21 protein-coding genes and 3 pseudogenes are annotated in these 21,883 nt (G+C 55.2%); 16 read left to right on the top strand and 8 right to left on the bottom strand.

The annotated features are described in order from the left end of the window. The first annotated feature begins 278 nt into the window (after positions 1-278). From NXC24_RS21415 to NXC24_RS21400, 4 genes and pseudogenes are all read left to right on the top strand, one after another. The gene (locus NXC24_RS21415; RefSeq protein WP_104825468.1) at positions 279-1,322 is read left to right on the top strand and encodes a helix-turn-helix transcriptional regulator; all 1,044 of its coding nucleotides are present in this window, start codon (positions 279-281) and stop codon (positions 1,320-1,322) included. 591 nt (positions 1,323-1,913) lie between these two features. Then, entirely contained in the window at positions 1,914-3,344 is a 1,431-nt protein-coding gene (locus NXC24_RS21410) for a PAS domain-containing methyl-accepting chemotaxis protein (protein WP_158704513.1), read from the top strand. A 92-nt stretch (positions 3,345-3,436) separates the two neighbouring features. Beyond that, the gene (locus NXC24_RS21405) at positions 3,437-3,943 is read left to right on the top strand and encodes an Lrp/AsnC family transcriptional regulator (RefSeq protein ID WP_104825466.1); all 507 of its coding nucleotides are present in this window, start codon (positions 3,437-3,439) and stop codon (positions 3,941-3,943) included. A gap of 197 nt (positions 3,944-4,140) precedes the next feature. Further along, positions 4,141-4,509, top strand: a pseudogene (locus NXC24_RS21400) (transposase); the annotation flags it as partial. Positions 4,510-4,556: 47 nt separating this feature from the next. Here NXC24_RS21400 and NXC24_RS36275 read toward each other — a convergent pair. Then, positions 4,557-4,664 (bottom strand): N,N-dimethylformamidase beta subunit family domain-containing protein, encoded by a 108-nt coding sequence (locus NXC24_RS36275; protein WP_348632735.1) that lies wholly within the window; start codon positions 4,662-4,664, stop codon positions 4,557-4,559. Between the two features lie 403 nt (positions 4,665-5,067). On the opposite strand from NXC24_RS36275, the pseudogene NXC24_RS21390 reads away from it, so the two are divergent. The 3 genes and pseudogenes from NXC24_RS21390 to NXC24_RS21370 all read left to right on the top strand — a co-directional run bounded on the left by NXC24_RS21390 (position 5,068) and on the right by NXC24_RS21370 (position 10,660). Continuing rightward, positions 5,068-5,867 (top strand): annotated as a pseudogene (locus NXC24_RS21390) (ABC transporter permease). 804 nt (positions 5,868-6,671) lie between these two features. Then, positions 6,672-9,611, top strand: a complete 2,940-nt coding sequence (locus tag NXC24_RS21380; RefSeq protein ID WP_158704511.1) for an EAL domain-containing protein — start codon at positions 6,672-6,674, stop codon at positions 9,609-9,611. Between the two features lie 698 nt (positions 9,612-10,309). After that, the gene (locus tag NXC24_RS21370) at positions 10,310-10,660 is read left to right on the top strand and encodes a DUF3088 domain-containing protein (protein WP_104825465.1); all 351 of its coding nucleotides are present in this window, start codon (positions 10,310-10,312) and stop codon (positions 10,658-10,660) included. 95 nt (positions 10,661-10,755) lie between these two features. Here the strand turns inward: NXC24_RS21370 and NXC24_RS36270 are convergent, their stop codons facing one another. Next, positions 10,756-10,893: a hypothetical protein gene (locus tag NXC24_RS36270; protein WP_199773595.1), complete on the bottom strand. Its 138-nt coding sequence runs from the start codon at positions 10,891-10,893 to the stop codon at positions 10,756-10,758. Next, a complete protein-coding gene (locus NXC24_RS36265; RefSeq protein ID WP_348632740.1) occupies positions 10,842-11,009 on the bottom strand; it encodes a hypothetical protein in 168 nt (55 codons plus the stop codon). The genes NXC24_RS36270 and NXC24_RS36265 overlap by 52 nt, the downstream gene beginning before the upstream one ends. A gap of 6 nt (positions 11,010-11,015) precedes the next feature. Between NXC24_RS36265 and NXC24_RS36260 the strand changes: the two genes are divergently transcribed. Next, complete coding sequence (locus NXC24_RS36260) at positions 11,016-11,339, top strand: hypothetical protein (RefSeq protein WP_348632733.1); 324 nt, start codon at positions 11,016-11,018, stop codon at positions 11,337-11,339. 28 nt (positions 11,340-11,367) lie between these two features. Here NXC24_RS36260 and NXC24_RS36255 read toward each other — a convergent pair whose 3' ends face one another. The 3 genes from NXC24_RS36255 to NXC24_RS21355 all read right to left on the bottom strand — a co-directional run bounded on the left by NXC24_RS36255 (position 11,368) and on the right by NXC24_RS21355 (position 14,131). Further along, positions 11,368-11,778, bottom strand: coding sequence for a hypothetical protein (locus NXC24_RS36255; RefSeq protein ID WP_348632732.1), 411 nt, complete (start codon positions 11,776-11,778; stop codon positions 11,368-11,370). 294 nt (positions 11,779-12,072) lie between these two features. Beyond that, the gene (locus NXC24_RS21360; protein ID WP_104825464.1) at positions 12,073-12,903 is read right to left on the bottom strand and encodes an MBL fold metallo-hydrolase; all 831 of its coding nucleotides are present in this window, start codon (positions 12,901-12,903) and stop codon (positions 12,073-12,075) included. 55 nt (positions 12,904-12,958) lie between these two features. Next, complete coding sequence (locus tag NXC24_RS21355; RefSeq protein ID WP_104825463.1) at positions 12,959-14,131, bottom strand: PLP-dependent aspartate aminotransferase family protein; 1,173 nt, start codon at positions 14,129-14,131, stop codon at positions 12,959-12,961. A gap of 116 nt (positions 14,132-14,247) precedes the next feature. On the opposite strand from NXC24_RS21355, the gene NXC24_RS21350 reads away from it, so the two are divergent. Further along, entirely contained in the window at positions 14,248-15,135 is an 888-nt protein-coding gene (locus NXC24_RS21350; protein ID WP_104825462.1) for a LysR substrate-binding domain-containing protein, read from the top strand. Then, positions 15,135-16,406 (top strand): hypothetical protein, encoded by a 1,272-nt coding sequence (locus NXC24_RS21345; protein WP_104825461.1) that lies wholly within the window; start codon positions 15,135-15,137, stop codon positions 16,404-16,406. The genes NXC24_RS21350 and NXC24_RS21345 overlap by 1 nt, the downstream gene beginning before the upstream one ends. A 22-nt stretch (positions 16,407-16,428) precedes the next feature. Here the strand turns inward: NXC24_RS21345 and NXC24_RS21340 are convergent, their stop codons facing one another. Together NXC24_RS21340 and ligD are read right to left on the bottom strand one after the other, a co-directional pair. Further along, complete coding sequence (locus tag NXC24_RS21340) at positions 16,429-16,635, bottom strand: hypothetical protein (RefSeq protein WP_104825460.1); 207 nt, start codon at positions 16,633-16,635, stop codon at positions 16,429-16,431. A gap of 123 nt (positions 16,636-16,758) precedes the next feature. Next, positions 16,759-17,797: pseudogene (gene ligD, locus NXC24_RS21335) on the bottom strand (non-homologous end-joining DNA ligase). Between the two features lie 104 nt (positions 17,798-17,901). On the opposite strand from ligD, the gene NXC24_RS35160 reads away from it, so the two are divergent. From NXC24_RS35160 to NXC24_RS21305, 6 genes are all read left to right on the top strand, one after another. Then, positions 17,902-18,135, top strand: coding sequence for a hypothetical protein (locus tag NXC24_RS35160; RefSeq protein WP_158704510.1), 234 nt, complete (start codon positions 17,902-17,904; stop codon positions 18,133-18,135). A 121-nt stretch (positions 18,136-18,256) separates the two neighbouring features. After that, entirely contained in the window at positions 18,257-18,487 is a 231-nt protein-coding gene (locus NXC24_RS21330; RefSeq protein WP_104825459.1) for a hypothetical protein, read from the top strand. Further along, positions 18,468-19,226, top strand: coding sequence for a hypothetical protein (locus NXC24_RS21325; protein WP_104825458.1), 759 nt, complete (start codon positions 18,468-18,470; stop codon positions 19,224-19,226). Before NXC24_RS21330 ends, NXC24_RS21325 begins: the two co-directional genes overlap by 20 nt. 422 nt (positions 19,227-19,648) lie before the next feature. After that, positions 19,649-20,377, top strand: a complete 729-nt coding sequence (locus tag NXC24_RS21315) for an SOS response-associated peptidase (RefSeq protein WP_104825456.1) — start codon at positions 19,649-19,651, stop codon at positions 20,375-20,377. Next, positions 20,374-20,691: a CopG family transcriptional regulator gene (locus NXC24_RS21310; RefSeq protein ID WP_104825455.1), complete on the top strand. Its 318-nt coding sequence runs from the start codon at positions 20,374-20,376 to the stop codon at positions 20,689-20,691. Before NXC24_RS21315 ends, NXC24_RS21310 begins: the two co-directional genes overlap by 4 nt. Beyond that, positions 20,688-21,137, top strand: coding sequence for a hypothetical protein (locus NXC24_RS21305; protein ID WP_104825454.1), 450 nt, complete (start codon positions 20,688-20,690; stop codon positions 21,135-21,137). The genes NXC24_RS21310 and NXC24_RS21305 overlap by 4 nt, the downstream gene beginning before the upstream one ends. The last annotated feature ends 746 nt before the right edge of the window (positions 21,138-21,883 follow it).

Below are 21,883 nucleotides of genomic sequence, written 5' to 3'. Positions count from 1 at the left end.
CCTCGACGAAAACCGCGCCGAATAGAGACGAGCCCTTCTTCTATGCCTAATCACATTGATACGCGCCTTGATGGATTGGAAAAGCCGTGAGCCCCGTGCTTGCTCAATGGTCAATTGCTTTCGTCGGATGAGAAGACATTCGCAGCGTTGGCGGGAGCGGAGAGCCTTCAAAAGGCCATTTGAGGTCAAATCAATTTTTCGTTAGAAGCTGACCGGGGGCCAGTTGTTTGCCGTCACTGCGAGCGCGCGCGACAAAACAGTGAAGTGGGTGGAGCAAATTGACCGAAATTTTGACGCTTAAACTCGAGGCGACGTCGCTCACGACGAGTGAGGTCTCCGAATGGCTTAACGGTGAAAAGCACGACAATTTCTATCGGCCTCTCAGTACCGACAGCCGTGGTCTCTTCTCATTCGGTGTTCATGGCGCTGGCGAGCTGGTGGGCTGGGTGGGATCGACTTCGACGGATCGCGCCTTTTCCGTCACCATCGAGAATGATGACTTCATGTTTTTTCTCGAGCATGGAACCTGCTACGATCTGGCAACAGGCGGCATACGACATGCTATCACGCCCTGCACGGGACTGCTGACGACGGCCGACCGCTATTCCGCGGTGAATATTCACGCAGGCTCTGTTGCGGAGGGATTTTGCGTCCCGAGGAGCGCGGTACACGCGGCCCTAACCAACACCTTCGAGCGGCTGCCACCTATTGATTTCGAATTCGCTCCCCGTCAGGACCTGACAGCGGGACCGGCGGCACATCTTTTCAAACTCATGCGTTTCTTTCGAGATGAGATTTGCGCCGATCAAAATCTCGAGATTTCTCCCATTGCCCTGACCAGCTTCCAAGAGATGTTCTGTCTCCTGATGGTGCAGAATCTGCCCCACACGCTTTCGGACACAGGATCGCCGGTGCAGACAATTGCCCCTCGCCAGCTTCGAAGAGCGCTGGAGTTTGCCAGAGCACATATTGCAATGCCTATCACGATCACGGACATGGCAGCGGCAGCGGGCGTCAGCGTGCGAGCACTTCAGATCAATTTTCGACGATTTTTGGATGTCACTCCAATGGCTTATCTGAGGCAGCTCCGCCTTGATGGCGCGCGTCATGATCTGTTGACCGCCACGCCATGCGCAACGATCAATGAAATCGCGCGCCGCTGGGGGTTTATACATCATGGCCGCTTCTCTCAGGAATATCGTACGGCTTTTGGTGTCCTGCCGAAATACGATCTCGGGCGCAGCTATGAGAAGAATCGGCGTGCGGCGCTATTCGCGGATTCCGATGATGGACAAATCGAAGGCGATGGATCTGCCAGCTAGAGAAACTGAACTCTCTGGGCAATTGCATCGGCTATTTCGGTCGGGCTGAATTCCCACGCATCCAGGTACCCATCAGATCCAGCAACGCTCTCCGCGTCGCCATGGTCAAGGCGAACATGCATGACACGATCATGCGCTCATTATGCATTGTGCATCGAAAAAGACAATCGGAGGGAGTTCGTCAGAAGCACCAACCTGTCCCATCTCTCTGAATGCCTCTATGGCAATGCAGACATAACAGCAATGACGCCCGGATCAGGTCATTGTCCGTGAGAATTATGGCTGATGCCGCTTCTTACTTCGTACGAAAATCATTGCTGCCGCCGCAATCCTGGCGGCCATTTGCGCATGATCGCCGGCGCCCCAGGTCATTCGCCAACAGGGAAGGCAGGTGCCTTGGCATCAGCCTCGATCGTCGAATTTGACCGGCTCGAGCGGACTATGCTGTGCAAACCCAGTTATACCACTGAGCGAAGGTAGTATCCCATTTCCGCATAAAAGTGCGCGGTAGGAAAGGTGGGGATGGGGCATTTAATTAATTGTAGATGTTCATCTTCAATGAAGCCGATGATAGAAAGTGGAGATTGCATCGTGCTCAGATTTTTTAACGGCAAAGCCGCAGCAAATGCGGAAAAAGTTACGAATCTCATCGCCATTAAAGAGCGTAGCGAATTGATGGAGGAGGTTTGTGGTATCGGCCTTTGGCACGCCACCAGCAGGATCAACGACCATCAGGCCGGCGACAATACAGTTGTCTGGTCTGCCGAGGTGCGCCGCCTAGTCGGAGCAGAGACAGAAGCGGAATTCCCCAATCGGCTCGAAGCGTTCTCGGAACGGATTCATCCAGACGACATGTCCAGAGTATTTGGTGACTATGCTGAGCATTTGAAACATCCGACCGGCGATGGAAGGTTCCGAACTACCTACCGAATGAGAGTCAAAGACGGAAGCTATCGGTGGTTCAGAAATACCGGCGGCAGCAGAGTGATTTCCAACGGGCAGATACTCGTAAGCTGTGGCTCGCTGGCCGATGTGCATGATGAAATCATAGCGGCTCAGGACGCCGAGCGCGTCGCCCAAGAGGATCGGCAGACGATTGAGGCCCTAGGTCGCGGCCTTGCTGCCCTTGCTAACGGTGACCTCACGTTCAGGATTATAGATTTACCCGAAAAAACCGGAAAATTGAAGGACGATTTTAACTGCATGGCCGCTAAACTAGAGGCTAGTATCCTTCAGATTGCATCAGCGGTTGAGGAGATCGCTGTTGAAACAGGAGCATTGAAGCATTCAGCGGCGGAACTAAGTGACCGCGCCGAACAGCAAGCCTCGGCAATTCAGGAAACCTCGGCTGCACTCGAGGAAATAACCGCCACCGTAAAGGCCTCCGCAGAGAGTGCCGCCAAAATGGTAGACATTACGATGGATGCCAAAACATGGGTAGAACAATCCGCCGGCGTTGTGGAAGGCGCTATTGGTGCAATGGCCGCGATCCAGGGTTCTTCTGACCAGATTGGCCGGATTATCGGGGTTATCGATGAGATCGCCTTTCAGACTAACCTGCTGGCGCTAAACGCCGGTGTTGAGGCGGCTCGCGCCGGAGATGCAGGCAAGGGCTTTGCTGTCGTCGCTCAGGAGGTTCGGGAACTTGCACAGCGTTCCGCAGCCGCCGCTAAGGAGATCAAATCGCTCGTCAACACTTCCTCACATCAAGTCGCAAAAGGTGTTTCTCTCGTAGGGGAAACCGGCACGGCGCTGACAACTATTGCGGAACGGATCAGTGAAATCTCCAACCATAGCGCCACTTTCGCGGTTACGTCGCGCGAGCAATCGATGGGAATCTCGGAGATTGGCAAAGCCGTCAACAGTATGGACCAGATCACCCAAACAAATGTCGGGATTGCAGCGCAAACGAATAGTGCAACACATTCGATGATGGTCCAGATGAACGGCCTTCGGTGCCTGATAGCACAATTCCGAATACCCTCGGAACGCGATGCCAGTGTTGCCAGAAGGGCAGCGTGAGGGCCGAGAGAAATTCGGAAATTAGCTCAGATGTTTGGTATCAGAAAAATATCGCGTGCTGATCCTATTCTTTCCTCGTAATGGATACCTTGATGACCGACAAGCTTGCGGCGGAAATGGTGGAACTCGACCGCTTCGATCTCGCGATCCTCGAAATTCTTCAGAAGGACAACAAGACACCACAGCGCTCGATCGCAGAGGTCATCGGCCTGTCGGCGCCCGCGGTGCAGCGCCGTATCAAGCGCATGGAGGAAACGGGCACGATCGTCGCCAACGTCGCTGTTGTCGAGCCGTCGCATGTGCGTCACGAGATCACGGTCTTCGTCGAGGTTGAGATGCACAGCGAATTCGGCACCACGCATGACGCGACGAAAAGATCCTTCGCCGAGGCCCCTGAAGTCCAGCAGTGCTACTACGTTACCGGTGAGGTGGATTTCATTCTCCTCGTCGTCGTCCGAACGATGGCGGACTACGAAGCCATGACGAGGCGGTTGTTCTTCACGAATAAGAACGTCAAGCGGTTCCGTAGCTTTGTTGCCATGGACAGGGTGAAGGTCGGATTGAACGTCGGTCTGGATCCCAAGCGCGATCGGAGCTGATGTAGTGGTTTCCTTGACGCCCACTCCGTTTTGTGTGAGCCTCTCCTAGCATAGCTAGTTCCCGTCCATAAACGACAAGGTTCTGATATTGTTATATTATTCTCGCTTTTTCCGCGCGTAAAGCCCGACGGTTTCAGGTACACTTTAGGTTCAAGCGACTGATTCTAAAGGGAAACCCGCAACCGCCGGAGCCGACAATGCGCCGAGAACGCACCGTCCAGGCCAGCATATTCGATCTTTTCGCCGAACATGAGATTGGCCGTGAACTAAAAGCGATGTCGCAGTGGCTGGACGAGCATGGCGAGCTGCTGAGCCGGGTGACACGGGATCTGCGCCGACACGGCATCAAGGAAACCGGCCGCGAGGGCCTGCCAACGGAGGCAGTGCTGCGCTGCGCGCTACTCAAGCAGTATCGTCAGTTGAGCTATCAGGAGCTGGCGTTCCATCTGGAAGACTCCGCCTCGTTCCGGGCTTTTGCCCGGCTGCCGTGGGGGTGGAGCCCGAGTAAGTCGGTCTTGCACAAGACGATCAGCGCAATCCGAGCCGAGAGCTGGGAAGAAATCAATTGGACGCTGCTGTAGGTGATACGCCAGTAGAAGCCATTGCCACCAAGTTACATGATGCGGCCACCGCGCTCGGAATAATCTCGGTAGGCGTCGAGCATTTTCGTGCTCCTGTATTCCGGATAACTTCCGGTAACGACGACCTTGTATTCGGCCAAGGCTTCGGCGCCTTCCGCTTCAAGGTCCTCACCTGCACCTCCTCATCCGGATTGAGAATGATTTTGCCCGAATGTTCGTGAGCCAATCCGGCGGGAGGCCAAGGCGCAATTCGCCGCGTGCCGCTTTCTGGCGCGCGCCCTGATGAAGGCGCTGCTTGATCTGGTGCAGCTCCGCTTCGCTCATGATGCCGGACAAGCCCAGCAATAAGCGATCGTGGTTAGCGCACGGATCTAGAGCCGTTCGCGCGACGAACCCTGAAGCAACTTCACTCGGATTTGGTGACTCTCGGCTTTACCGGCTCACGGTGAACGTCGGCTCGATCGTACCCGCGCCAAATACTTCGCGATCGTCTTGCGTGACAGCCCAGTGCCCGTGCCACCCGAGCCAGTCGCCGGTAGCTCTATTGAACGGCCCGTGTCACTGCCACGGCGGCTCTGGCAACAGGCATGGCTGCGAAAAGGCCTTATCCTGATCTTTCTCGCCATTTTATGGAAGATTGTCCGGGACTTCAGGGAAACGACCCTCTCCTGCCGTCGTTCACAGAAACATTTCACGCCTTCTTCGAAGATATCGGCAATGGGGTTTTACCTGGCCGGGCGGCAAACTCCATCAATATTCCGGTCAAAAGGCTATGTCGCGGGTATCGTTCTGGCATTCGTCCTGACAACAGCTTGCTGTATCCAGCCAACTTGGCTGCGATTTCCTGTCGACGTTGACCTCCATGCTCAATCCTCTCTCTCCTATCGCACTTTTGCCGCTCAACTCTTGTGGTTCGGGCTCGGCCAGGGAAGCCTCATCTTCGTGCTGATCCATTCGGTGCTCTGGCCGCTTGCCCTAAACATGTATACGGGGCTTTCCAGCGTACCGGAGACCCTGCGCATGACGGGCCGCAATTATGGCATGCGCAATTGCGATACGTCTTCCTCATTCTTGTGCCGGCTGCCCTCCCGTCGATCACCGCCGGCCTCAAGATCGGCTGGGACTTCGCGTGGCGCACATTGATTGCCGCGGAACTTGTCTTCGGCGCATCCTCAGGCCGAGGCGGGCTTGGCTGGTACATCTTCCAGAACCGCTACGAGCTGTATACCGACCGGGTGTTCGCGGGTCTGATGACGGTCATCCTGCTCGGCCTCCTCGTCGAGAATGTCTTGTTCCGGCAGTTGGAGCGGCGCACGATCCTGAAGTGGGGCATGACGAGATAGCGTGGTTGGCAAACAATAACGGCACAGAAGAAATGCGTAGTCGGTATCACCGATCATCGGTAGTCCAGATCTGGAGGCCGACGTGCTCGGCCAGGATGTCGAGATCGATTTTTCGCGACGACAAAGAGAGGCTGTTTAACCCAGATCGTTTGGCAAAACTCGAGGCGTTGATGGTCTGGGGCGCGTATCCAGCTTGCTGAAGAATTCGAACACCTGCGATCGCCGTAAAGCGCGATGAATGATAACGGTGCCAGCGTCGCCAACAGCGTAACGCTTATAACTGGACACGAGAACATCCATTTTGCGCACCAGCAGTCCATTTTGCGCATGCAAACCCTCATTCGTCGAGCGAACGGTGGAGTAGGCAAAGCGAAAACAGGATTTCGTTAAATGATTTCAGGCAAATAGATTATCTTGCCTGCTTTACTTTGGACGTCCCGGGAAGCGGCAATTCCTCCGCCGCTCGAATGACTCGATCGGATCATTTCCCAGAGTTCCCACAGACAGGAATTATGACGAGCTCCTGTACTTCATTGCGCGGGAGTATCGGATGAAACCTGCATTCCTTTCCTCCAAAGGCTTCCTCGCCAGAACCTTTGCCTTGTTGCTGCTGTTTACGCGAGACTTTTCGCTCCTTCGTGGAGCGGCGGCGTTTACACACGTTCAGCCCTTAGCCGCCAAATAGGTGCAGCGCGTTGATAGCAGTAACGAGAACCGTCTCAATTCGGAAAATCCGGAGAGTGCATGAGGCAAATAGAAAAATATTAGAAAGGGATAGGCTTCGGCTTGTCGTAGATCGATCGTATGAGTGGAAAGCACGCCAATACAGCTTATCCGGTCCAGAAGCGGTTTGACGTTCTGTCGAACGAACCGTGTGCCGAGGCGCAGAACGCCGACATATTGGTTCGGGCCAATGCCGTCGATAGCAACAAAACGCGCCAGATGTCGTACCTATCCATCGCTAATCTGGCTTCCTGGTCATTCGACGTTGGAACCGGTGACCTTTGGTGGTCCAGCGAACTCGATTGGCTTCTCAATCAGCTTCCAGAGGAGGTTGATCGGCACCAAATGCGGGAGGCTGTAGGTAGAGCGCTGGCGCCCTGGCTACAAGCCATTGCCTTGCGCTCCGCTTCGTCGGACGGCGATCAATGGCAAGACCTAACACTAAAGGTTGACGCACTCAACAGTCCCGGCAAAATCATCCAATTTCAATGCCATGCAGGAGCACGCCACCACCGCTCAATGATCCTCACAGGAATTGCATATGAATACGAACCTGACAGTATAGATCAGCGTGACCGGTTGTTTCGCGAAGCATTCGAATACGGACCATTCGGCGCGGCGCTGATCGATTCACACGGTCGCTATCTGAAAGTGAATGAAGCATTCGCGGAATTGCTGGGTTACAGCCGTGAGGAGCTTTCCGGGCGTTACGCCCATGAACTTACGCCCGCCGACGATATCAGTGTCGACCGCGAGGCCATGCAGGCTCTTCTGCAGGTGGGCAACGGACGCGCGACAATTTCCAAGAAATACTTTCACCGCGGCGGGCATCTGATCGATACTCGGGTCGAGATCGCAATAATCTCGGGAGATATCACAAGACCTGATGAAACCCTCCGCTTTCTCGCCTTCGTCCAGGACCTCACGGAGCTCCGGAAAACGCAAGCCGAGCTAAACGCGTCTCGGCTACGCTCCGAACTTGCGCTCGAAAGCGCCGGAATCGGTATATGGGAATGGAACGGCAAGGAAAATATAGGTTTTTACTCACCCCGCACCTGCGAAATCCTCGACGTTGACCTAAAGGAGCTTTCCTCTGAGGAAAGCTGGTTTGCCCGCATCCATCCGGGGGACCTTCAGAAGTACGTTGACGCCCGTACGCAGCATTTGAACGGCAATACCCCTCAGCAAAAAGCGGAAATCCGTATTCGCCAACGAAATGGTTCATACAAGTGGGTTGAGGATCTCGGCAAAGTCGTCGATCGCGACAAGCATGGTCGGCCGTTGCGTGTGGTGGGGACTCTCCTGGATATTCATGACCGCAAGGTCATGGAAGAAACGTTGGCGCAGCAATCGCGCGAAATCGCTTCCCTCGTAGAACACTCCCCTGATGGGATGATTCGTTATGATTGCGAATTTCGCCGATTGCACGCCAATCCCGCGATGCGCCGCTTTCTAAGTGGAATTGATCCAAAAGAGGTCATCGGCCTGCCTGCTGCCGAAGGCGATATCACGGGCATTCCCGCTGATTATCTTGAGACGCTGCGGTCTGTCCTGAGGACCGGCCAAGAGGCCGAACTGGAGACGAGCTACAAGTCAACCTCGGGATCTGACAACTGGCTGCACGCTCGCTTTACACCGGAAATCAATACCGACGGCAAGGTCTCGACCGTTCTGGTATTGATGCGCGATATTACGGAAGCCGTTTCGCACCGAGAAGACATACAGAAGCTCGCCTATTTCGACGCCCTCACGGGACTTCCCAATCGCGCCCGATTCAACCGCGTGTTTGAAACCATACTTGCCGACGCTGAAGCCAAGAAGGAGCAATTCGCGCTCATCATACTGGATCTCGACAATTTCAAGGACGTGAACGATACACTCGGCCATGCGGCAGGTGATCAGCTCCTCTGCGAGGTCGCCCGGCGTCTCTCGGCCGAGCTGCGGCATTCCGACAATTTTGCCCGCCTTGGCGGCGACGAGTTCGCGATTTTTCTGCAGGATGTCAGACGTCGCCAAAATGTAACAGAAATCACCAATCGGTTGTTAACTGCAATAGCTTGGCCTTTCCATCTCGATGGTCGCAATATCTTAGTGTCCGGTAGTCTGGGGATAGCGTGCTATCCAGACGACGGCGCTTCCCCTAGCGATCTCTTTGCTCACGCGGATGCCGCCCTTTATGAGGCAAAAGCACGAGGCAGGAACAATTTTCAGTACTACGATGAAGCATTTACCGCGCAAGCAAGGCTGCGAGTGAAGCTCGGTAATGCCTTGCACACCGCTTGCGCCAACAAAGAGTTGGAACTCTATTACCAGCCGAAGGTGGACCTCTCGTCCGGCGAGACTATCGGTGCCGAGGCATTACTGCGCTGGTGGCATCCGGAGTTTGGACTCTTGATGCCCAGTTCCTTTATCGCCATCGCTGAGGAAAATGGGACGATCGTTGAGATTGGCGACTGGGTTATTCGAACAGCCGCGCAAACGGCTGTCGACTGGAACTCCAAACGCCGGAAGCCATTGAAAATTGCCGTCAACCTTTCGCCCCGTCAGTTCAAGCAGAACGACCTCTCGAAACAGATTGAACTCGCCCTTACTCAGACTGGGTGCCCAGCGGCATGGTTGGAATGTGAAATCACCGAAAGCCTACTCCTCGATGACGAGCCGAGTGTTCATGCGACTCTGGAAAAGCTGCGGACGATGGGGCTCAGTATTGCCATTGACGATTTTGGAACCGGCCATTCGGCGCTTGCTTATCTCAGTCGTTTTCCCATTGACGTTCTGAAGATTGATCGTTCTTTCGTCGCCCAAATGGCCAAAGATCATCGCAGCAAAGAACTGGTAAAAGCATTCACGTCGATCGCCAATGCGCTTGGAATGACCACTGTGGCCGAAGGCATCGAGACAAGTGGGCAAGCTGTTAGTCTAAACGAATTCGGCTGCGAAATCGGGCAAGGCTATCTGTTCGGCAAGCCGGTTCCGCTCCAAGACTTCGCGAAGTATTTTGAGCACCGTTCACCTACATGATCCGCAAGCTTTGCAAATCCATGTAAAGACTGGCGGCTCGAGGGAGGATCCCATGTCATCGCTCGATGTAAGCTCTTGATTGGAATCGAATGCGCAACCAACGGCTGCCCAGTTTCCGGGCGATGACGCAAGTTGCTGATACCTGATTCTTTGCCACCAAGGTGGAGAATCAAGAAACCCGAGCGAAGGCGAGGTTGCCAGAGCTCTCCGTAGGCGGGTTGCCAAAAATGGGCCGGAGACGATGTCTCACGGCCCAGGCTTTTTCATAGACTGCGGAGGGAGGAGCCGCAATGCGTGGTCAATACGAAGTAAATCCATAATGTGATGGTCTTCTCCGGTTAGCGGAAGCCTTGTCGATCAGTGCAAACCACATCCAGCCCGTGCCGGATTTCGGCGCGACCTTCGACCCCGCGTTTTCGTACGGGATTATCCCTTGAACAAGGCATGGTCTGCTTCCTCAATCTCGACCACATGTTCGACGGGCCCGAAGACAACGCAGACGCCGCATGAGCATCGCTCCCGGCCGCATGACAATTTGGCGACGGGATGAGAGCTTCAGCGATCGCCAAGAAATTCGCGACCAGCCGACAGACTATTATGCGGGTTCGCGGATAACGGCTGAACATTCGAGAAGCCGTCGCCCACGGAAAATTGCAAGAGTACGCTCTACGAAACACTCATATTGGAAGGAAGATGAAATGACCAACCGTGACAAACTGTTCTTACTACGCCCGGGCTTTGAGGATCCGGCTTATCCGGGCCAGCAATTTTATTGCTGGCATTGTGCCCTCTTAGAGGGGGTTCTCGCATCGTTTCCGGATTTGGCACCGCAGCTTGATGTCCAGCGTATCGAATGGCCAAGGCCGAGACAAAGCGTCATCGCCCTTATTGGAGAGCAGAATCAGTCCTTACCCTTGTTGGTGCTGGCGGAAGGAGCGAACTCGCTCCATCAAACAGGAATCTACGACGGACGCGTCTTCATCTCGGAGAAAGACAAGATCCTTGCCGCGCTGTCGGAGCGGCACGGCTTTCCTCTCCCACATCCATGACCTGAGAAAACCAAGTCTTATTTGCTTCTCAAAAGCCGCGGGCATTTGATTATGGCGGATACGCGAGGATATGCCACGGAATACGCTAAAGTAGCTTAATCATCGATCTTGGGTTCCGTCAGGTGATAGACATCCGCATCGTCCTGCAGCTCTCGAAGTCGAGGCGTGACGCAGCTTGCCGTCATCCGTCCAGGCCGGTATTCGATCTCCGAAAGAGCGTCGGCTGTACCCAAACGACATCCTTTCGCTTCAGGTTGATCGGTGCGCGTGTTGTTTTGAGTCTGTCGAGATCTTTTCGCAGCTTTGTCATCTCTCGCTCTTTGAAGCCTGTTCCAACGCCACCGAAGATTAGATTATGGCCACGGTAATCGGCAAGAAGCAGACGCCCAATCCCGCCGAGCGCAACCTGGGACGGTTCATAGCCTACTATGAAAAAGCCATCGCTCTGGATGCATTTGACCTTGACCCCATCGCCGACGCGACCAGAGCGATAAGGCCGCTGGCGATGCTGGATGATGCCTTCCCGTCCATGAGCACACGCTACGGTATCAGCTTGTCGGCCTCGGCATCGATCTCCTCGGAAAATCTCATGACAGCTGAGGTCTCATTGAGGAGACCTTCCAACAGATTCCGGCACTCCGTCAGCTACAACTTCGTCAAGTCATGCCCGTCCAAATAAAGAAGATCGAACGTAAAACACCGCTTCGCTAGCTGCCTCCGAGGGCACGGTGCAGGGCGCCGAAATCCAGCCTTCCCTTTTCATCAAGAACAACGGCCTCGCCGTCGAGGATCATGGTCGTGCCGAAGCTTGCGGACTCGAACGCAACAGCTGGAAAGCGATCCATCCAATCGTGGCCACCGCGCGCAATAATCCTCACCCGATCCGGTTCGACGTGAACGGCCAGGCGATAGCCATCCCATTTTACCTCGTAGAGCCATTCAGGCCCTTTGGGTGGCTTCGGTTTCAAAAGCGCGAGAGCCGGCTCGATCCGGGTGGCCATTGGATCGAGCAGTAACTGCAGTTGATCTGGATCGCGTCGTTTGCGCGGGCGGCTCCGGAGCTGGAGCTCGCTCCGTGCAAGGAGCGGTTTTGATGACTTGCGCAGGGACTTAGTCATAAGGAAGTGCAACAGAGAAAGCTTAATAAGTCGAGTCGTTCCTCATCTCGGAAGCTGGCCTAGTATCCATTGGTTGCCCTGCTTGTTGCCGCATCTGAGGCAGCGACGCCTGGGGGCAAGGGAATTCGAGATAGGTGCCGCTCCCATTTGCTGGCCACATCCCAACGCTGCACCCACACTTCGCGCTCGTACTTCGGGCAATGGCCTCCGAGGGCGTAGCGTTAGCTTCTCGCCAAATACGGTTAGTCCTGCTCAAACGGAAATTGTCGTAAGAAACGTCGGCCATGGAGTGCTTCACACAGGCGAGATTTGGTAGCCCCCTCCCTCGGCCGCACGTCGTACGCGGCCAAATCCGGTCAGGTGACTGCCGGCAATGATCCAGTGTTCGCGAGTGGCTAATTCCAGGGTGGCTTGACGAGTTCGCGCCGCCATCTGGACATCGAGATCGTAAACCAGTCCAATCTCCGGATCATTGGATTGGAGTTCTCCCAGGTGCAAGGTATCTCCCCAGATCAAGAGATTGCTGTTTTCTTCTCCTTGCACCAGATAGCCGGTGTGACCTGGGGTATGCCCTGGCAGGGCGCGTGCCTCAATGCCAGCCAACACAGCGCCTTCCGGAATCCGTCGTACTCTTGGCCCATATATTTGCTGAAGTTGTTCAGCCATATCGAAGCCGCCTCGACGAGCTTCCGGAGTGGCCCGCCAAGCGCACGGATCGGTGAAGAAGGCCAAATCCTTCTCAGGCACGAGCACTTCGGCATGCGGGAAATAAGGCGTCCCCTCGTCAAACAAGCCCAGGACATGATCGTCGTGGATATGGGTCAGCAATACGCGTTGGACCTCTTCCCGAGCGATGCCTGCCTCGCGCATCGCGGTTCGCGCTTGACCAAATGTTGATCCCCAAGAGGTGCCAGCGCCAGCGTCAACAAGAGTAATGCCTTCTGCATTGCGTAGAGCGAAACAGTTTATATCCATTTGAACCGTCGTCTTAGCCCATGCCTCGATCGTGCGCCGCCGTTCAGGCCCCCCACGTGCGTGTGTCAGTACCTCCGATGAGGCTTCAAAAAAGCCATCACGCAAAGGGATGACTTCATATCGCCAGAACTTAAGAACGCTATCTGTCATTGCAATTATTCCTTAAAGACTTATTCATATCAACCGCGTAGAGCGGGCCGCACTTTTACCCCATGCGGGCCGCGACATCGGCGAAGAGGTTTTCAACGTCCGCCCGAAGGTCAGACAGGTCTTCTAGCCCGACACTAATCCGCAGGACTGGGTCAGCACCGGTCCAACCGCAAACCGAACGGTGTTGTTTGACCGGAATCGGCGCCATTAGGCTGCGCGTTCCGCCCCAGGAATTGCCGATTGCAAATGTTTTCAGTATGTCGAGCGCAGGCGGCAAATGTGGTGCTGCGGCCGGCTGAAAGACCACGCTGAATACGCCGCTCGCACCGAGAAAATCGCGTTTCCAAAGCGCGTGACCCGGAAAATCACGTAGCGTCGGATACAGGACTTGGTCAACGATCGGATGCTTTTGGATCCACTCGATTAGCGCTTGCGCGCCGGATGCAGCGTGGCTGAGCCTCACTCCCAAAGTTTCCAGTCCTCGCAGAACTAGCGATGCATCGTCGGGGGAAGCGCCGATGCCCAAGCGCCCGAGTGTGGAGCGAATGGGCGCTATTAAGTTTTCGTTTCCGACCGTCACAGAACCCATCAAAAGATCGGAATGGCCTGAGACGTATTTCGTCAGGGCTTCTGTCACGAAGTCGGCCCCGAGGGTTAGCGGTTTGCAATGGAGAGGCGTCGCCCATGTGTTGTCGCAACCCACCAACGCTCCGTACCGATGTGCGATATCTGCGATCCGGGGCAGATCCTGAATTTCCATGGTCGTTGAACCAGGAGACTCGCACCACACGATCTTTGTGCGCATATCAATTTGGCGTTCCAAATCCTGCGGATTGGAGGCGTCATAGTAACCAACGTCAACGCCAAAGCGCGCAAGGTCGCTGTCGGCGAAATCCCGAATGGGTGGATAAACCGTATCAGCGATAAGAACCTTGTCACCCGATTTCAGAAAAGAAAATATCGCGATCGCGTTGGCAGCTTGGCCCGATGGTAGAAGAAAGGTACGGATACCTTGCTCAAGCGCCGTGAGCTTGGCCTCGAGCGTCCGGGTCGTGGGTGTGCCGTAGAGGCCATAGGCATAACCATCATGTCCGCTCTGCGCACGGCTGGCATAGGCATTGGCGTTCTTGAAAACAATGGTTGAACCGCGATGTACGCCGATGCCCAGTGTTTCGAAACCCGCCGTCTTGACCTTGGGTGTTACGACACATTGCGTGAGATCTTTCATTTGCTTCGTTCCGTTCGATTTTTCCCGAACGTTAGAACACACGTCTTGCCATTCCGTCTAATATCAAGATCAAGAGACATTATTCCCAGTAGTTATATCTCGCGCAGGACAAGGCGATGAACATCAGGCAAATAGAAGTCTTTCACGCGGTCATGACAAACGGCACGGCGTCGCGTGCTGCGCAAATTCTGCGCATTTCGCAGCCTGCTGTCAGCAAAGCGGTTCAGGAGCTTGAGCGTATCGTCGGCTTTGCCCTCTTCCATCGCATCAGCGGACGGATGGTGCCAACGTCAGAGGGGCAACTGTTTTTTCGTGAAGTGCAGGGGGCATTTTCCGGCTTGGTCCATCTTCGGAGTTCGGCGGCGCGAATAAGGGATTTCGGTTCAGGCGAGATACGTGTGGCTAGCCTGTCCGCGCTGAGCACGAATATAGTGCCGAAGGCGCTAAAGGGCTTTCAGACGCGTCATCCGAACGTCGCAGTCACCTTCCAGGTGCACATGTCGTCCCTCGTCAGGGACTTGGTTGCCAGTGGACAGTTCGATGTGGGTTTAGCCGCTGATGAAATCGACGTAACCGGCGTCGACCCCTCGCCTTTTGCACGCCATCGGATGGCGATAGCAATCCCGGCTGGCCATCCGCTTAAATCGCTTGATGTTATCCAACCGGAACATCTTGATGGCCATTCTTTTGTTGCGTTGGCACCCGAAGATACGGTGAGACGGCAGGCCGACATCATTTTCATGAAAGCGGGTGTGGAGCCTAAGGTGGTATTGGAGACACCCTACTCGACGACTATCTGTGCCATGGTTCAAGCTGGTCTCGGCGTCGGAATGGTCAATCCGATGACCGCCGGGCCTTTTCTCGGCAAGGAGCTGGTGCTTCGCCCCTTTGAACCTGGCATCTACTTTCACACGCTTTTGTTGCTGCCGCCGCACCAGAAGCCTCCCCGGATTGTCGGCGATTTCATCGAAGAGCTCATGAATTTTTCGACGTTCGAGGAATGATGTCTTCCAGCGTCCTTGGCATCGGGGTAACCCGCAAGACATCGGTCGTGGCGGCGGCAATGTCCGTAGCAATTGCTGCTCCGTCCATCCTTATGCAGTGCGTCACAATGGCCGCGGCATCCGAGTCCAAGGTGACTTTGGTCGGCGATCAGCTAAAATCGGCCACTCTCGAAGGGTTTGCGAATAGCCTGGAGATCGGCCCGGATTTACATTCAAAGGCACTCGACCGAATATTGCCAGGCGATTGGGCTACATTCGCGCCGGAAGCGCCCCTTTCTTTGAAAGAGGGCAGTGAGCTAAAACTGTGCTCGTTCCTAAAAATGCATATTGAGCACCCAGATCCGCTCTATCCAATCTTCAACGTGGCCACGGGATTGCATGGCAGTCAGCGATCCGAGCTTCGGATCATCGCGGGCACCAAGTTCTATCTGATCGCCAATGTGTTCGACCAAATGCGCGCTCTCGGCTTGGAAGAAGCCGCCGATCCCAAGGCTAACGATGCAATGAACCTCCAACGAGGACTAGCATTGGCACAGAGCATCTCTCAAGGAACGCTTGTTCCGGTCAGCGATGACGTTCTAGCCATGATTAACGTCCAAAATCCATACCGGCCGGCGTTCATGGTCCGATGCCCCAGCGCATCAGACAACGCTGCGAATGTTTCCGAACGCGTCTCGTCAGCAAACGCGGTAAAGAAGAAGATGGAAGAAAGCGCCGCGTTCCTGTCCTATGGCGCAGATGGCACAGTCCCATTCGTATCGAAAATGCAAGGTCTTTGGACGTTGGTCGATGATGCCAATGCCTTACAAGTCTCAAAAATGCGGCTTGAGGAATTATGTCGCGTACGACGTATTGAGGTACGGGCAGAACATGCACCTCTGCCCATTTTGACCTCGCATGCCGTGGATGGCCTATCCGCGGAACAAAGGCCAGTTCCGGCGTCCCAAGATGAATTTGAGTTACGCCTCGCCGGCAATAACGAGCTTATGCGTGTGCCGACCCAGGATCCAATGAAGGATGTCTTGGAAAATCCAACGCGTTTGGAGGTTCCATCGGCCTTGCCAGGAGACATCGTGGCCAATCGACGGCAGCAAGAGGCCGTTCGATGGTATCGCCACGCGGTTTTGTCCTCGGCATTGCCAGTAACTCTGAGCCCTATTGATGAAAACACGTTCGTGGAAAAGCCCATACAGGCCTGGAAGCTGAACGGTGAACTCCCTGACTTAGGACTCTTTGGTTTCGAGCGTTTCTGGCTTCGCTGCCCGGCTTAACCGAGAGGTGGATCAATCTCGTTTAGCATCTTGCGTCGCTTTCATCTTCCCGGTCTTCAATCTCGCCCTGGATATCGTCAATGACCTCGGCCAGAAGTTGGCTGTACCCATCGAGAATATAAGCTAAATCATGGTCAGAGTCGGAGTGGGCCTTCGCTATGCGCGCTGCCACGCGTTGCTCTTCAAGCACAAGGGCATCACGTTTGACGGTCAGTTCGGCGGTGCGCATCAGTCAATGGCCTCTCTATTTTTGGCAGGGTTTCGAGGAAATCGCCATCGCCGCGTTCGATCAGGTCCTGCTTCGCTCGTCGCAGAGCGAATGGCGTTCCCATGCAAAACGTCATTGTGCAGGTTAACCCTCGATCCGATAGACCGCAGCATTATCCTGCTTTTCCCGCAAGCCTTTATAGGACGAATGCCGCAGCTTTCCGTCGTCCGTCCAACCACGATATTCGATCTCGGCGATAAGCGTCGGCTGCACCCATACGGCGCCCTTCCGCTTCAGGGCGACTGTCGGTTTTGACGTCCTCAATGTATCCAGATCCTTACGCAGCTTTATGGCCTCGTGCCGCTTGAACCCGGTCCCTACTCCGCCGACGTAGACAAAGTCATCGCCTTGGCCCGCCGCCAGTAGAAGGCGGCCTATGCCGCCCAGTGCGGCTGTTGATGGTTCGTAGCCGACGATAAAGAAGCTGCCGCTCTGAACACATTTGATCTTGACCCAATCGCCGCGACGATCGGAATGATAGGGCGCGTCCAGCCGCTTCGCGATGATGCCTTCAAGACCATGTTCGCAGGCGGCAAAGAGCACGTCGCCATCGCCTTCGATCTCCTGTGATAGCCGAATAGCGCCAAAGACCTCGACCGGAATGAGGCTCTCAAGCACCTGCCTGCGCTCAGCGAGGACCATGCGCCGGAGACCCATCGAGATAAAGGACATCGAAGGCAAAGAAAATCGCTTCATTTGCACTTCGCTTACCGCCGCGGCCGCCGAGCGCCTGCTGCAAGGCGCCGAAATCGGCGCGGCCCTGTTCATCGAGCACGACGGCTTCGCCATCGAGGATTATCGTGCCGCCAAGCCAGGACGCCGTCTTTGCGATCGAAGGGAACCGATGCGTCCAATCGTGGCCACCTCGAGTGATGATACGAACCCTCGTCGGCTCAATGTGGATGGCGAGGCGATACCCGTCCCATTTGATTTCATAAAGCCAATTGTCACCCTTCGGCGGCTTGGATACGAGCAGCGCGAGGCACGGCTCAACGCGTTCCGGCATCGGATCAAATGGAAGGCGTGGCTGCTCAGGATCGCGCGGCTTGCGCGGCCTGCTGCGAAGTGGCGGCTCGGTCTCGCGAAGAAGCGGGCGAGATGGCTTACGAGGAGCCTTTGTCATACGCGATAGTGCAGCAGACAAAGTAGGGAGAGTCGAGTCATCCTGACGGAGTAGCGAGAGGGCCATCACTTGACGCAGACGGAAATAATCACGACATTTCAGAGATGTCTGATATTCAACCTCCGCGCTGTGATAATTCCGATCCGGATCGGCACCTTTGGTGCCAGTACGCGATGCATCTGTCCTTTGCCGAACTTGTCAGCAAGGCGGTCGACGCCGGTTGGGGCGAGCGGGAGGTTGCGGCAGCCCTCGTCGAGTTGGCCGATCATCACATGCTCGGCCTCATTACATCGGGTGAAATTGACGAACTGCTTGGCGCCATCAAAAAGCGTCCTTGACTCATATTGAAAAAAGAGAACATAATAGGAACACATTGGCGGCGGAATGACCCGCCGTTCACCCTCAATACCCTGCTGATGAGACTCCCTGGCGACAGCGGAGAAGGAAGACGCTTGTCCGATGAGTACCGTAGTCGCCCAAACCGAAGAACCGGAATTTGATCCTGTCGAAGCCGCACTTGCCTTTTGTGGCGGTGACGCCCATGCGACGATTGCCGCCCTGTTGGACGAATTGCAGTTCGTCCGCGGCCAGTTGGCCTTGAGCGAAGCCGGAATGTCGGTTGGCTTTACACGGGGCTGGAAGCCGCGTTTTGAAATCAAAGGAGATACTGATGTTAGAGATCAAGTATGATCCTGAGTGGGATCCGACGCCGAAGGAAGGCGCTTTAACAGTCAGTGATACGGACATCGAGGCCGTAAGTGCTCTGGTAAAATACATTAGCGACGACGCGTTTGATCACTTTCACGGAAGTCGGCTTGAATTCCGTGAAAAGTCTCCGGAGTTTTTGGCTCATATCCAACGTGTCGGAGGTATTGTTGCCGGCTTGCGGCCTAACTCGACTATTGGCCAAGAGGATGTCATTGCCATCTACCTGCTGATGAGGTTCATCGGCTACAAGGTCTTCGATGTGTTCGGAGATCCGCCGGGCCATCGCGGTAAATCGTTTGAGCTTCAGGAGCTTGAACGCCCCGTAGATGCGATGCTCGCGAAGCTCATGAACCCAGGAGCGCCCGACTTCGAGGGCTTCTTCTGGAGGGAACCTTTCCCGCTCGCAGTCGACGAAGTACATCCCGAACTCCTGGAGGAGATCGGCAATCGGCAAGTGCGAATGCTGCAAGTCGATCTTTCTTACCAGAGTGAGGAGTTTTATCTTGGGTCACTCGAAATGGCATTCGATGACGACAGTGGCAAAGTGTGCGGCTTAGTCCGCTTGAACGCCAATGGAAGCGACTTCGTCGCTGGCCCTGCTTGGATCGAGACGAAGGCGGATGTGAATGACGTGATCCAGACTTTTGCCGATGCGATACCGGTAGATGAGTTCTTTGCTCTGATGCAGGGAGAAGACGAGCCCGCACATAAGGTCGCCTGATTGTGCCCGAAACGCATCCCCCCGCTTATCTATCGCCCACGAAGATCGCGCAACTTCCGAAGCTGTCGAGCTTCCAAGACAGACATTATGTTCAGATCAAATGCAGTCGGTGTCGAAGCCAACATCTTTACGAGCCAGCCGACCTCGTGCAGATTTTCGGCGATCTTCCGTTCATGGGAATCGAGGAGAAGTTCCGGTGCAGTCAGTGTGGGAAGAAAGAATATCTCACGTCGAAACTACGATCCGTGAGCGGCGCTGAAGCCGTCGGCATTACTGTCCGCCGCCTTGTCAGGATCAAAACGCTCAGGCGTCCCGTCTGGAAAGATGAAAAGCGATAGTCGATGCATCGACGCCGAGTGTGTCGTAGACACCCCGGAGAATTTTACGATGATGGCTTTTAGGAAGAAGGAGGGAGCGAGATCGTGTGCAATCTGTACAATGTCACGACTAATCAGGAAGCCATCCGACAATTCACCAGGGCGATGATCGACAGCATCGGCAACCTTGAGCCGTCGCTCGACGTCTATCCCGACCGCATGGGGCCAGTCGTTCGAAACACGCCTGCTGGACGCGAAATGGCAATGGTGAGATGGGGATTGCCGAGCTCGCAACAGGCGCTCATGCAGGCTGCCAAAAAACGCGCCGATAAGCTGCAGGCAAAGGGTTCACCGTTTGACTTCGCGCAGCTCCTGAAGATGGAGCCGGACGGCGGCACCACAAACGTCCGGAATACAAACAGCAAGCACTGGACGCGCTGGCTTGGTGTAGAAAACCGGTGCGTCGTGCCTTTCACCCGATTTGCCGAGCCCGACTATGGAAGTCGCGTAGAAGGTGGCCGGGTGCCGAACGCCTGGTTTGCAGCCAATGAAGAACAACCACTCATGTTTTTCGCCGGCATATGGGTGGCGCAATGGCGATCCGTGCGGAAGATCAAGGAAGGAGAAATTTCCGCCGACCTCTACGGCTTCCTGACGACTGACGCCAACAGGGTCGTCGGCGAAATCCACGAAAAGGCGATGCCCGTCATTTTACGGAATGTGGAAGAGATCGAACTTTGGCTGACTGCCTCATGGGAGGAAGCAAAACGGCTGCAGCGTCCAATGCCGGATGATGAGTTGCTGTTGCTTTCGCCAGAGAGCGTCCCCGCATGAGCGATTGGAAACGGAAAGAAGAACGCGTGCCAAGTGATGTTGCGGGTCAGCTGGAGTATGCAGCCGATCGCATTGGAGACGCGTCTCGTGCCGATCTACAGATCATGTTGCGACGTGCGGCGCTTGTGATCCGGAACGCAACACCGATCGGCCTGGATGCTGAAACGGACGATGCTTTGCTCTCGATCGCCGGCGAACTTGGCATGACGCGAAACGATATTGTCCGCCACATCATCAAAGAATGGCTGGAGACGAACGCCTACCTGCCGGTGCGGGAGCTGGATGAGGATGGCGACGTGGATGGCACCGCATGAAGACGTGGGTTGTTTCACGCTGCCTGCCCCTCCTTCTTGCCTACTTTGCCTTCTGGAGCATTGCACTGGGCGGATCTCTTCGGAACGACGGGTATCCCCCATTGCCACTCGCCATGAACGACTTCGACGCGTTCGTGCAGAAACTGGCCATTGAGGCGAACGGAAGCAAGGCTGTGATGGCGGAGAAGCTCCGTGGATTGGGCTTCACCTGTACCCCAGTTTCTAAATCGACGCAGTTTGAATGTGTGAGATTTGGTTGCCAAAGAGGCTTTTGGGGTCGTGGTTCGCTCATCCAGTGGTTGGTGAGCGAAGACCCTTTCAAACCTACGAAGAATGCTGTCTCTGGTACGGCCGTCAACTATTCGTGGGTCGCTCGTTGCCTCCCGCTTGAGGAGACAGAGGAAGCTCAGAAAAGTTTCCTTTCTCGGAACATTCCGGGCCGCTGACCCTAACCTTCCAACTTCATTGGCGAAACGTCGGTCGTCGTTACATTCCTTCTTGCATCCGCCCGTTAGGCCGGAAACCCATGAGGAAATCAATCACCTTTGACGACGACATCTCGCACGGCTTCAGCGTCAGCCTTCCCGACACTCGATAGAAGTTGAAGCTGACGATGTCTCTCCCGCCGGGCCCTTCGGCGAACAACCATGTTCGACGGCCATCAAGCGACCGTGTCGCGGTCGACCCCCATATTCGACCTCGGAAGTTGCCTTCGACGCACCCGTCCGGATGACACGTCAATGCCGCCTCGAAATCTTCGAGGGACCTGTCGGAGACTTGCGTTATGACGCCAGGCATTCTTCGCATATCCCGCAGCCGTCATCATGCATCCACTGACGTGACCGGAGTATGGCCGCAGCAAAGACATAGCGTTGCTCACTCGCCGACCCTATCGCGTCGCTTGGGTGGAAGGATAGCGTTTCGGTCGGCAGGTCGTCCATCTCGAGACTCCAGTCGAGGTCACCAAGGAAATGGGGAACCACTCGAACAGCGGCAAGGCACGCCAACATTCATTTAATTGTCGGCATAGCCGCTGAACAGCAGTCGCGGGTGCCGTCCCCACAGGACCTCCATCCGAGCCGAATTCAACGAGGTCGCCAGGTATTGCAGTCACTGTGCCACGCCGGTTATTGAATCAACGATCGGCCGCTCGCTCTCGTCCTTGCTATCCGACACGTTACGAGCAAGATAA

Source organism: Rhizobium sp. NXC24, assembly GCF_002944315.1.
Classification (GTDB): Bacteria; Pseudomonadota; Alphaproteobacteria; order Rhizobiales; family Rhizobiaceae; genus Rhizobium.
This window is presented reverse-complemented; position numbering and strand designations above follow the sequence as displayed.

Coding starts and splice junctions, on each gene's coding strand:
- NXC24_RS21405 (WP_104825466.1), top strand. CDS start 3,437: ATGACCGACAAGCTTGCGGCGGAAATGGTGGAACTCGACCGCTTCGAT.
- NXC24_RS21380 (WP_158704511.1), top strand. CDS start 6,672: ATGAGTGGAAAGCACGCCAATACAGCTTATCCGGTCCAGAAGCGGTTT.
- NXC24_RS21370 (WP_104825465.1), top strand. CDS start 10,310: ATGACCAACCGTGACAAACTGTTCTTACTACGCCCGGGCTTTGAGGAT.
- NXC24_RS36260 (WP_348632733.1), top strand. CDS start 11,016: ATGGCCACGGTAATCGGCAAGAAGCAGACGCCCAATCCCGCCGAGCGC.
- NXC24_RS36255 (WP_348632732.1), bottom strand. CDS start 11,778: ATGACTAAGTCCCTGCGCAAGTCATCAAAACCGCTCCTTGCACGGAGC.
- NXC24_RS21360 (WP_104825464.1), bottom strand. CDS start 12,903: ATGACAGATAGCGTTCTTAAGTTCTGGCGATATGAAGTCATCCCTTTG.
- NXC24_RS21355 (WP_104825463.1), bottom strand. CDS start 14,131: ATGAAAGATCTCACGCAATGTGTCGTAACACCCAAGGTCAAGACGGCG.
- NXC24_RS21350 (WP_104825462.1), top strand. CDS start 14,248: ATGAACATCAGGCAAATAGAAGTCTTTCACGCGGTCATGACAAACGGC.
- NXC24_RS21345 (WP_104825461.1), top strand. CDS start 15,135: ATGTCTTCCAGCGTCCTTGGCATCGGGGTAACCCGCAAGACATCGGTC.
- NXC24_RS21340 (WP_104825460.1), bottom strand. CDS start 16,635: ATGCGCACCGCCGAACTGACCGTCAAACGTGATGCCCTTGTGCTTGAA.
- NXC24_RS35160 (WP_158704510.1), top strand. CDS start 17,902: ATGTCTGATATTCAACCTCCGCGCTGTGATAATTCCGATCCGGATCGG.
- NXC24_RS21330 (WP_104825459.1), top strand. CDS start 18,257: ATGAGTACCGTAGTCGCCCAAACCGAAGAACCGGAATTTGATCCTGTC.
- NXC24_RS21325 (WP_104825458.1), top strand. CDS start 18,468: ATGTTAGAGATCAAGTATGATCCTGAGTGGGATCCGACGCCGAAGGAA.
- NXC24_RS21310 (WP_104825455.1), top strand. CDS start 20,374: ATGAGCGATTGGAAACGGAAAGAAGAACGCGTGCCAAGTGATGTTGCG.
- NXC24_RS21305 (WP_104825454.1), top strand. CDS start 20,688: ATGAAGACGTGGGTTGTTTCACGCTGCCTGCCCCTCCTTCTTGCCTAC.